The sequence below is a fragment of the Paraburkholderia nemoris genome (assembly GCF_905221015.1).
GTDB classification, from domain to species: domain Bacteria; phylum Pseudomonadota; class Gammaproteobacteria; order Burkholderiales; family Burkholderiaceae; genus Paraburkholderia; species Paraburkholderia nemoris.
The window spans coordinates 251,123-262,488 of sequence record NZ_CAJNBO010000012.1 but is presented as its reverse complement, the minus strand read 5'-3'; the positions used below and the strand labels follow the sequence as shown (position 1 = coordinate 262,488).

Genomic DNA, 11,366 nt, shown 5'->3' with positions numbered 1-11,366 from the left:
AAATGAGCAGCATCGACCCTAAACAGTTCGGCAAAGTAGCAGTGCTGCTCGGTGGAGATTCCGCCGAGCGCGAGGTGTCGCTTAATTCCGGCCGCCTCGTGCTGCAAGGTCTGCGCGACGCCGGTATCGACGCCCATCCGTTCGATCCGGCCGAGCGTCCGCTCGCCGCATTGAAGGACGAAGGCTTCGTGCGCGCGTTCAACGCGCTGCACGGCGGTTATGGCGAGAACGGCCAGATACAGGGCGCGCTCGATTTCTACGGCATTCGCTACACGGGTAGCGGCGTGCTCGGCTCTGCGCTCGGTCTGGACAAGTTCCGCACCAAGCTCGTGTGGCAGCAACTCGGCATTCCGACGCCGCCGTTCGAGGCTGTGCTGCGCGGCGACGACTACGAAGCACGCGCAAAAGACATCGTCGCAAAGCTCGGCTTGCCGCTGTTCGTGAAGCCGGCCAGCGAAGGCTCGAGCGTCGCCGTGATCAAGGTGAAAAGCGCCGACGCTTTGCCGGCAGCGCTGCTCGAAGCGGTCAAGTACGACAAGATCGTCGTGGTGGAAAAGAGCATCGAGGGCGGCGGCGAATTTACGGCTTGCATCGCCGGCGATCTGGATCTGCCGGTGATCCGCATCATTCCGGCCGGCGAGTTTTACGACTACCACGCGAAGTACATCGCGAACGACACGCAGTATCTGATTCCGTGCGGTCTGGCGGCTGACGAAGAGTCACGCCTGAAAGTGCTGGCGCGCCGTGCGTTCGACGTACTTGGCTGCACCGATTGGGGTCGCGCCGATTTCATGCTCGACGCAGACGGCAATCCGTACTTCCTGGAAGTGAACACGGCGCCTGGAATGACCGATCACTCGCTGCCGCCGAAAGCGGCGCGTGCGGTGGGTATCAGCTATCAGGAACTGGTGGTCGGCGTGTTGGCGCTGACGCTCAAGGATTAACAAAGGACTAAGCGGGGCAACCCGAAAGCAACTCCATGTGGAACAACGTTCGCCAGCTCAATCTCGCCGCCAACGCATTGCATGCGTTGCTGGTGCTCGTGCTGCTGGCGGCAGGCGGTTACTGGCTCATCCAGCGTCCGAATTTCGCGTTGCGCGAAATCCAGATCGACGGCGACACCGAGCACATCAATTCGCCGACGGTGCGCGCGGGTGTAGTAGGGCGCCTGAAGGGCAACTTTTTTACGGTGGATCTCGACGTCGCACGCCAGGCGTTCGAGCAGATGCCATGGGTGCGTCACGCGAGTGTGCGGCGGGTTTGGCCGAATGCATTGGCTGTCACGCTTGAAGAGTACAAACCGCTTGGAACGTGGGGCAGCGATCAACTGGTGAGCGTGGACGGCGAACTGTTCACCGCGAACCAGGGCGAGCTCGAAGAGGAGTTGCCCGCGTTCGACGGTCCGGACGGAACGGCCAAAGAAGTCGTCGCGCGTTATAGCGATTTCAAGAAGTGGTTTGCGCCCTTGGGCGCGACGCCCGAAGAAGTCACGCTGTCGCCGCGTTACGCGTGGACGGTGAAGCTGTCGAACGGCATGCAGGTGGAACTTGGGCGCGAACGCAATCAGGACACATTGCTCGATCGGAGCAAGCGCCTGACCGCGGCGTGGAACGCGGTGACGCAACGTTGGGGAAAGGATATCGAGTATGCGGACTTGCGCTATCCGAACGGTTTCGCGATTCGTGCCGCTGGCATGCGCTTTATCAGCGAACCCGACAAGGGCAAGAAGTAAACGGACATCACACGCAATGAGCACGCTATGAGTAAAGACTATAAAGATCTGCTGGTCGCCCTCGACATTGGGACGTCGAAGGTAGTGGCTATCGTCGCCGAGTTGAAGGGCGAGGGTCACTACGAGGTGATCGGCCTCGGCCAGAGCGAATCGAAGGGGCTCAAGAAGGGCGTGGTGGTGAACATCGAAGCCACCGTGCAGTCCATTCAGCGCGCGCTCGAGGAAGCCGAACTGATGGCCGATTGCAAGATCACGAACGTATTTACCGGGATCGCCGGCAGCCATATCCGCAGCTTCAATTCGAGCGGCATGGTGGCGATCAAGGAAAAGGAAGTCACGCAGACGGACGTCGCGCGCGTGATCGAGACGGCGAAAGCGATCAACATTCCGACCGATCAGCAGGTGCTGCACATCCTGACGCAGGAATTCATCATCGACGGTCAGGAAGATGTGCGCGAGCCGATCGGCATGAGCGGCATCCGCCTGGAAGTGAAGGTGCATATCGTCACCGGCGCGGTGAGCGCGGCGCAGAACATTGTGAAGTGCGTGCGCCGCTGCGGGCTCGAAGTGAACGATCTGATTCTGCAGCCGCTCGCTTCGTCGCTGGCGGTGCTGACGGAAGACGAAAAAGAACTCGGCGTGGTGCTGGTCGATATCGGCGGCGGCACGACAGATATCGCGATTTTCAGCGAAGGCGCGATTCGTCACACGGCGGTGATTCCGATCGCCGGCGACCAGATCACGAGCGACATCGCGATGGCCTTGCGCACGCCGACGCCGGACGCGGAAGACATCAAGGTCGACTACGGCATTGCAAAGCAGGCTCTCGCCGATCCGGACGAAATGATCGAAGTGCCGGGTCTCGGCGAGCGCGGTCCGCGCACGCTGTCGCGTCAGGCATTGGCGGCGGTGGTCGAGCCGCGCGTCGAAGAACTGTTTTCGCTCGTGCAGCAGGTGGTGCGCGAGTCAGGTTATGAGGAACTGCTGAGCTCCGGCGTGGTGCTGACCGGCGGCGCGTCGATGATGCTCGGCATGGTCGAACTCGGCGAGGACATTTTTCTGAAGCCGGTGCGCATTGGCGTGCCGGAATACGCGGGCGGTCTTGCGGACGTCGTGCGTAACCCGCGTTATTCGACGGCGATGGGCCTGCTCGTCGAAGGACGCTCGCAAAGAATGCGCGGTCGCAAGGTCGCGGTGCAGTCGGGGTCGATGGGCCAGGTCTTCACGCGAATGAAAGACTGGTTCCTCGGCAACTTCTAACGAATTCTGGGTTTGAACGGTTTTACGTAAACACGCGCTGGTGCCGGCGGCTGGCGCGCGACAGGAGGTTGCCCGATCTCCTGCCGAATAACGGCCGAAGTGGCTGCAATTTTTTATCTTGACGGAGGCAACATGGAATTCCAGATGCTGGAAACCGAAACGAACGGCACCATCATCAAGGTGATCGGAGTAGGTGGCGCTGGCGGCAATGCCGTTCAGCACATGATCAACAAAGGCGTGCAAGGCGTCGACTTCATCGTGATGAACACGGACGCGCAGGCTCTGTCGCGTTCGCGCGCATCTGCGGTGATCCAGCTCGGTAACACGGGTCTGGGCGCTGGCGCCAAGCCGGAAATGGGCCGCGCGGCAGCGGAAGAAGCACGTGAGCGCATCGCCGACGCACTGCGCGGCGCGCATATGGTGTTCATCACCGCCGGTATGGGCGGCGGCACGGGCACGGGCGCAGCACCGGTGGTCGCGCAGATCGCCAAGGAAATGGGTATCTTGACTGTTGGCGTGGTCAGCAAGCCGTTCGAATTCGAAGGCGGCAAGCGCATGCGTGTAGCAGAAGCTGGTTCGCAGCAACTGGAGGATCACGTCGACTCGCTGATCGTCGTTCTGAACGACAAGCTGTTCGAGGTGATGGGCGATGACGCCGAGATGGACAAGTGCTTCCAGTGCGCAGACGACGTTCTCAACAACGCAGTTGCCGGCATCGCGGAAATAATCAATGTCGACGGTCTGGTGAACGTCGACTTCGAAGACGTGAAGACGGTGATGGGCGAGCAGGGCAAGGCGATGATGGGCACGGCGACGGTTGCCGGCGTCGATCGCGCACGTCTGGCTGCCGAGCAGGCTGTGGCCAGCCCGCTGCTGGAAGGTGTGGATCTGTCGGGCGCGCGTGGCGTGCTGGTCAACATCACGTCGAGCCGTTCGCTGCGTCTGTCGGAAACGCGCGAAGTGATGAACACCATCAAGAGCTATGCTGCTGAAGACGCAACCGTGATTTTCGGCGCGGTGTACGACGATGCAATGGGCGACGCGCTGCGCGTGACGGTCGTGGCAACGGGTCTGGGCCGTGCGGCGAAGAAGCAGCAATCGGCACCGATGACGCTGCTGCGCACCGGCACGGACAATCAGCCGATCAGCGCGCACGCTGCTTACGCACCGTCGCAGTCGCACGCAAGCACGGCGGATTACGGCGCGCTGGATACGCCGGCTGTGTGGCGCACGTCGCGCGATACGGCGGCTTCGCACGTGCAGGCGCTGCAGGAAAAGGGCGTCGACACGTACGATATTCCGGCATTCCTGCGCAAGCAGGCGGACTGAGCGCACGAGCAGGCTTTCGTTGCGGTGCTGCGGGTTGTACAGCAGCGTAGCACTGGCGGACGAATGCATGAGCGTGGCGGGTGAACGGCGAACAAGCCGCGTATCGTCTGATTCGCGGCAAGGACAAGTGCCCTCTTCGGATTCGCGAAGCGGATGGGGCAACTGTCGCCGGATGGCGGAGCCTGCAGTTAGGCAGACGCTGAAATTCACTGCGACACGATGGCGTGCGAGTGTGCTTCGCATCGATGCAAAGGATTGAGCATGATTCAAGTAGGTGAAAAGCTGCCCGACGCGACGCTCTTCGAGTTCGTCGAAGACGCGCGGGCGGGCTGCACGCTGGGGCCTAACAGCTTCGACGTGCGCGAGCAGACGGCGGGTAAGCGCGTGGTGATCTTCGGATTGCCCGGTGCGTTCACGCCGACCTGTTCAGCCAAACATGTACCAGGTTACGTCGAGCACGCCGAGCAGTTGCGCGCGCTCGGCATCGACGAGATCTGGTGCGTGTCCGTCAACGACGCGTTCGTAATGGGCGCGTGGGGACGCGATCAGCACGCCTCGGGCAAGGTGCGCATGATGGCGGATGGCAGTGCGGCTTTCACGCGGGCGCTCGGTCTTGAGCAGGATTTGTCGGCGCGCGGCATGGGAATCCGTTCCCAGCGCTACGCAATGGTTGTCGACGACGGCGTGGTCAAGACGTTGAACGTCGAGGCTGCCGGCAAATTCGAAGTCAGCGATGCAGGGAGTATTCTCGCTACGTTGAGCTAGTTACGATGGCGTTTGACGCTTTTGCCTCGATCTGCGCGGTTACCGCGTTGTATCAGGGCAACGGCGTATAAGACGCTTTTGTGACGGGCCGTTACTCGGGCCGATGACCGGAAACGCCTCCGTTCCGGACATCGGCCCGTCACGCTTTCCCTGACGGGCGCGCTTTGGGTAATGCAGCGAAACAGATTGATACGTTCCGTGTAACGACGCTCCTTAGGGTATTGGAGTATACTTCGCGCTATGGAATAAAAAGTCCCGATTGGGATTTTCAATCGAATAGAAGATCACCATGTTGAAGCAGCGCACTATCAAATCAATCGTCAAGACAGTCGGCATCGGTCTGCACTCCGGCCGCAAAGTCGAATTGACGCTCCGCCCGGCGGCGGCGAACACCGGCATTGTGTTTTCGCGGGTGGATTTGCCTACGCCGGTGGATATCCCTGCGTCGGCGATGGCGATTGGCGATACGCGTCTGGCTTCCGTACTGCAGAAAGACGGCGCGCGCGTGTCGACCATCGAGCATTTGATGTCCGCATGCGCAGGTCTCGGTATCGACAATCTTTATATCGACGTCACCGCTGAAGAAATTCCGATCATGGACGGTAGCGCGGGTTCGTTCGTGTTTCTGATTCAGTCGGCCGGTATCGAAGAACAGAACGCGCCGAAGAAATTCATCAAGGTCACCAAGCCGGTTGAAATTCGTGACGGCGACAAATTCGCGCGTCTCGATCCGTATTTCGGTTTCAAACTCAAATTCACCATCGATTTCCGTCACCCGGCTGTGGATAAAACCGGCCAGGCGCTGGAAGTGGATTTTGCCAATACGTCGTATGTGCGGGAAATCGCTCGTGCGCGTACATTCGGCTTTGCGCATGAAGTGGAAATGATGCGCGAACTCGGTTTGGCACGCGGTGGCAGCATGGATAACGCGATCGTGCTGGACGAATACCGCATTCTGAACAACGACGGCCTGCGTTACGACGACGAATTCGTGAAGCACAAGATGCTCGACGCGATCGGCGATCTGTACGTGGTCGGCCATCCGTTGCTGGCTTCGTACACGGCGTACAAGTCGGGCCACGGCCTGAACAACGCTTTGCTGCGCGAGTTGCTGGCGCATGAAGACGCATACGAAATCGTAACGTTCGACGACACGCAGAAGGCGCCCCGCGGCTTCGCGTACGAAACGCAGACGGCATTTGCCTGATCGGCGTAGCGCCTTCGGATGAAATGTCCGAAATGCATGGATGAAAAATAAGCGGCCCATCTGGGCCGCTTATTTTTTGTTCAGCGATTTCTCCGATGCCGCGCCGCCATTTTCGCCAAAGCTTCCTGCAGCGGCGAGGGTGCGAGCGATTGGGAGAGCGCGTGCAGCGCGTCCGCGCCGACTGGCGTCATGCGCGCCTGTTTGACGGGCGGCGGCTCCTTCAAAGGCTGCGGCCGCACGCGAATTCTCAGCGCATTGACCGGCCAGCCGCGCTGCTGCAGATCCGACAGCAACCTCGGTTCGATCTGGCGCAGCCGGGCGGCCAGCGCATTGTGCGCGGCAAATAGGGCCAGCACGCCTTCCTTGATGAAGCTCGGCTCCACGCTTGTGGCCAGATAATCCGGCAGCAGCTCGCGCAGATCCTTTTCCAGCGCCGCAATCTGCTCGACGCCCGCGCGCAGGGCCACGAACGCGTCGGTGCGATTCAGCACTTCGGCGACGGGCTGCGGGCGGCGCGCTTTGAACTGCTTGGGCGGCGGCCTTGAAAAGGACGGAATACGGCTCATGTTCGATAGTGACGGCGCGTTCGCACCCTATGTGCGTTCACGCCGCGATTGTACCGCGCGGGATGCACGTGGACCCGCCTCAATGCGTACCGTCGGACGTCGCTGCGGCGGGCTTTCTGTGCCCTGCCAGCGTCGCACGGCTGACACAGGCGCGGCCGGGGGCGCGTGCTAAAATGCCCGATTCGAATTCACTCTTGGACTAAGCCGCCGAGGCCCTTCCGACCCCGGAGCGCACGTGCATGAACCGCACGCCGCGAACCAGCCGAAGCCGCGACGCAGACACCGATCCGATGACCACCGGTTTTCTACAGAAGATTTTTGGCAGCCGCAACCAGCGGCTAGTCAAGCAATATCAAAAGACCGTCACGGCGATCAATGCGCTCGAGCCGCAGATCGAGCAATTGACGGACGACCAACTGCGCGCCAAAACGGGTGAATTCCGCCAGCGCGTCGCGAGTGGCGAGTCGCTCGACAAGCTCCTGCCGGAGGCCTTCGCGGTGTGCCGCGAGGCCAGCAAGCGGACGCTGAAAATGCGCCACTTCGACGTGCAGCTGATCGGCGGCATGGTCCTGCACTACGGCAAGATCGGCGAAATGCGCACCGGCGAAGGCAAGACGCTCGTCGCTACGCTGCCGGTGTACCTGAACGCGCTGTCCGGCCGCGGCGTGCACGTTGTTACGGTCAACGACTACCTGGCCCAGCGCGACGCCGAATGGATGGCGCGTCTGTACAACTTCCTGGGTCTTTCGGTCGGCATCAACCTGTCGCAGATGGATCATGGCGCGAAGCAGGAAGCGTACGCCGCCGACATTACCTACGGCACCAACAACGAATTCGGCTTCGACTACCTGCGCGACAACATGGTCTACGAGACCGATGCGCGCGTGCAGCGAGCCCTGAATTTCGCGGTGGTCGACGAGGTCGACTCGATCCTGATCGACGAAGCCCGCACGCCGCTGATCATCTCAGGCCAGGCCGAAGATCACACCGAACTCTACGTGCGCATGAATGCGTTGCCGCCGCTGCTCGAACGCCAGATCGGCGAAGAGAAAGCGGACGGCACCGGCGTCGAAAAGCCGGGCGACTACACGCTGGACGAAAAAGGCCGCCAGGTCTTCCTGACGGAATCGGGCCACGAAAAGGCCGAGCGTCTGCTCGCCGAATGGGGCCTGATTGGCGAGGGCGAAAGCCTGTACGCGCCGCAGAACATCACGCTGATGCACCACGTGTACGCCGCACTGCGCGCGCACACGCTGTTCTTCAAGGATCAGCACTACGTCGTGCAGAACGGCGAAGTCGTGATCGTCGACGAATTCACCGGCCGTCTGATGTCGGGCCGCCGCTGGTCGGATGGCTTGCACCAGGCTGTCGAGGCGAAGGAACACGTCAAGATCCAGAGCGAGAACCAGACGCTCGCGTCGATCACGTTCCAGAACTACTTCCGTATGTACGCAAAGCTGTCCGGCATGACCGGCACGGCCGATACCGAAGCGTACGAATTCAACGAGATCTACGGTCTCGAAACGGTTGTGATCCCGACCAACCGTCCGCCGAAGCGGATCGACAAGCAGGATCAGATCTACAAGACCGCCAAGGAACGCTATGACGCGGTGATCCGCGACATCCGCGATTGTCATGAGCGCGGTCAGCCGGTGCTGGTCGGCACAACGTCGATCGAAAACTCGGAACTGCTGTCGCATTTGCTGAAGCAGGCCGGGTTGCCGCACGAAGTGCTGAACGCCAAACAGCACGCGCGTGAAGCTGAGATCGTCGCTGAAGCGGGCCGTCCGAAGCGTGTCACGATCGCCACGAACATGGCCGGTCGCGGTACCGACATCGTGCTCGGCGGCAATGCTGAAAAGCAGGCGTCCTTCATCGAAAAGGACGAAACGCTTTCGGATGAAGAGAAACAACGCCGTATCCAGAAGCTGCACGATGAATGGCAGGCGCTGCATGATCAGGTGAAGGCCGCGGGCGGTCTGCACATCATCGGCACCGAACGTCACGAATCGCGCCGGATCGACAACCAGTTGCGCGGCCGTGCCGGCCGTCAGGGCGACCCGGGTTCGTCGCGCTTCTATCTGTCGCTGGAAGATCCGCTGCTGCGCATTTTCGCGGGCGACCGCGTGCGCGCGATCATGGACCGTCTGAAGATGCCGGAAGGCGAGGCGATCGAGGCGGGCATCGTGTCGCGTTCGATCGAATCGGCGCAACGCAAGGTTGAAGCGCGTAACTTCGACGTTCGCAAGCAATTGCTCGAATACGACGATGTGTCGAACGATCAGCGCAAGGTGATCTACCAGCAGCGCAATGAATTGCTCGAAGCGAATGACATCACCGAAACGATCGGCGCGATGCGCGGCGGCGTGATCGCCGATATCGTTCACCAGTTCGTGCCGGCCGGCAGCATCGAAGAGCAGTGGGACGTGCCCGAGTTGGAGGAAGTGCTGCGCAACGAATGGCAGCTCGACCTCGCGATTCAGGAAATGATCAACGAGTCGAACTCGATCAGCGCGGACGAGATTCTCGAAGCTGTCGAAGCCGCCGCGGACGAAGCGTACGAATCGAAGGTCGAACAGGTCGGACGCGAATCGTTCAGCGCGTTCGAACGCTCGATCATGCTGCAAACGCTGGACCGTAGCTGGCGCGAACATCTGGCCGCGCTCGACCACCTGCGCCAGGGTATCCATCTGCGCGGGTATGCGCAGAAGAATCCAAAGCAGGAATACAAGCGCGAGGCTTTTGAACTGTTCGCCGCGATGCTCGACGCCGTGAAGCTCGAAGTCACCCGTGTGGTGATGAACGTGCAGATCCAGTCGCCGGAACAGCTTGAACAGGCCGCCGAGCAACTCGAAGAGCAAGGCAGCCACCTCGAAAACGTCGAGTTCCGTCACGCCGAATTCGCCGAAGCGGCAGCAGCAGCGCCTGCCGCTGCGGAAGCGGCTACCGCCGCCATGATCGGCGACGCGATGAGCCACGGCGCCTCGCACGCCATTGGGTCGGACGTGAGCGTGGACAACGTGCCGAAGGTTGGCCGTAACGACCCGTGCCCGTGCGGCAGCGGCAAGAAGTATAAGCAGTGTCACGGCAAGATCGCATAATGCCGAAAAGCGGCGCGCTTTAAGCGCGCCGCTTCGTTTTACACGATGTTTTGTTGATGATTTCGCGGTGGTTCGACTACAGGCTCGAGCCACCAGTTACCGATCCCTCGATGCCGGCGCCACGCCGGCATTTTCTTCGACAGGTCGCGACCATGGCTGTCAATTTCCCCTCGATCGATCCCGCTCAACTTCACCCTGTCGCCGGCGTCACGCTGGGCTGGGCGGAGGCGAATATCCGCAAGCCGAACCGCAAGGACGTGCTGGTCATTTCTGTCGGCGAAGGCGCGACAGTAGGCGGCGTGTTCACGCAGAACCGTTTTTGCGCCGCACCCGTCACTGTGTGCCGAGAGAATCTGGAGCGCGTGCGCGCGGGCGGTAAGCCGATTCGCGCGCTGGTGATCAACACGGGCAACGCGAACGCGGGCACGGGCGAACCTGGCCTCGTGGCCGCGCGCGAAACCTGCGTCGAGCTCGCGCGCCTCGTGGACATCGCGCCGGAACAGGTGTTGCCGTTTTCGACTGGCGTGATTCTGGAACCGCTGCCGGTTGATCGTCTGAAGGCGGGTCTGCCCGCGGCGCTGGCGAACCGCAAGGAAGCCAACTGGTACGACGCCGCCCAGGCGATCATGACCACGGATACCTTGCCGAAAGCCACCTCGCGCCAGGTCACGATCGACGGCCACACGGTTACGCTCACCGGCATCAGCAAGGGCGCCGGCATGATCAAGCCGAACATGGCGACCATGCTCGGCTTCCTCGCGTTCGACGCCGCCGTCGCGCAACCGGTGCTCGACGCACTGGTCAAGCACGTGGCGGACCGCTCGTTCAACTGCATCACGATCGACGGCGATACGTCGACCAACGATTCGTTCATCCTGATCGCCTCGGGCAAATCGAGCCTGCCGGCGATCACGTCCACCGATTCGCCCGCTTATGCAGCGCTGCGCGACGCGGTGACGGAAGTCGCCCAGACCCTCGCCCAACTTATCGTGCGCGACGGCGAAGGCGCGACCAAATTCATGACCGTGCATGTTGAAGGCGGCTCGAGCGTCGGTGAATGCCGCCAGATCGCGTACGCGATCGGCCACTCGCCGCTCGTGAAGACGGCCTTCTATGCATCGGATCCGAATCTCGGCCGCATTCTCGCGGCTATCGGCTATGCCGGCGTGGACGATCTCGACGTCGGCAAGATCGATCTGTATCTGGACGACGTGCTGGTCGCCACCGCCGGTGGCCGCAATCCGGCCTACCGTGAAGAAGACGGGCAGCGCGTCATGAAAAAGAGCGAGATCGGCATTCGTGTCGTACTCGGCCGCGGTAATGCGCAAGCCACGATCTGGACTTGCGATCTGTCGCACGATTACGTGAGCATTAACGCCGACTATCGTTCGTAACCAGGTTTATTA

General features: G+C 61.3%; 9 protein-coding genes. 8 read left to right on the top strand and 1 reads right to left on the bottom strand.

Annotation, left to right across the window (positions count from 1 at the left end; translation table 11 throughout):
- The first annotated feature begins 2 nt into the window (after window positions 1-2).
- From KHO33_RS20600 to lpxC, 6 genes are all read left to right on the top strand, one after another.
- Complete coding sequence (locus KHO33_RS20600) at window positions 3-944, top strand: D-alanine--D-alanine ligase (protein ID WP_054040783.1); 942 nt, start codon at window positions 3-5, stop codon at window positions 942-944.
- A 35-nt stretch (window positions 945-979) separates the two neighbouring features.
- Window positions 980-1,732, top strand: a complete 753-nt coding sequence (locus KHO33_RS20595; protein WP_054040781.1) for a cell division protein FtsQ/DivIB — start codon at window positions 980-982, stop codon at window positions 1,730-1,732.
- A 27-nt stretch (window positions 1,733-1,759) separates the two neighbouring features.
- Window positions 1,760-2,992, top strand: coding sequence for a cell division protein FtsA (gene ftsA / locus KHO33_RS20590; protein WP_007180311.1), 1,233 nt, complete (start codon window positions 1,760-1,762; stop codon window positions 2,990-2,992).
- A 132-nt stretch (window positions 2,993-3,124) separates the two neighbouring features.
- Window positions 3,125-4,321 carry a cell division protein FtsZ gene (ftsZ, locus tag KHO33_RS20585; protein WP_054040778.1) on the top strand — a complete coding sequence of 399 codons (1,197 nt, stop codon included), beginning with the start codon at window positions 3,125-3,127 and terminating at the stop codon, window positions 4,319-4,321.
- A gap of 261 nt (window positions 4,322-4,582) precedes the next feature.
- The gene (locus KHO33_RS20580) at window positions 4,583-5,086 is read left to right on the top strand and encodes a peroxiredoxin (protein WP_054040776.1); all 504 of its coding nucleotides are present in this window, start codon (window positions 4,583-4,585) and stop codon (window positions 5,084-5,086) included.
- A 289-nt stretch (window positions 5,087-5,375) separates the two neighbouring features.
- Window positions 5,376-6,293, top strand: coding sequence for a UDP-3-O-acyl-N-acetylglucosamine deacetylase (gene lpxC, locus KHO33_RS20575; RefSeq protein WP_097390468.1), 918 nt, complete (start codon window positions 5,376-5,378; stop codon window positions 6,291-6,293).
- Window positions 6,294-6,373: 80 nt separating this feature from the next.
- Here lpxC and KHO33_RS20570 read toward each other — a convergent pair whose 3' ends face one another.
- A complete protein-coding gene (locus KHO33_RS20570; RefSeq protein ID WP_054040773.1) occupies window positions 6,374-6,859 on the bottom strand; it encodes a DciA family protein in 486 nt (161 codons plus the stop codon).
- A 290-nt stretch (window positions 6,860-7,149) separates the two neighbouring features.
- On the opposite strand from KHO33_RS20570, the gene secA reads away from it, so the two are divergent.
- Window positions 7,150-9,960 (top strand): preprotein translocase subunit SecA, encoded by a 2,811-nt coding sequence (secA, locus tag KHO33_RS20565; protein ID WP_200567374.1) that lies wholly within the window; start codon window positions 7,150-7,152, stop codon window positions 9,958-9,960.
- Window positions 9,961-10,112: 152 nt separating this feature from the next.
- Complete coding sequence (gene argJ, locus KHO33_RS20560) at window positions 10,113-11,354, top strand: bifunctional glutamate N-acetyltransferase/amino-acid acetyltransferase ArgJ (RefSeq protein ID WP_200567356.1); 1,242 nt, start codon at window positions 10,113-10,115, stop codon at window positions 11,352-11,354.
- Window positions 11,355-11,366 lie beyond the last annotated feature (12 nt).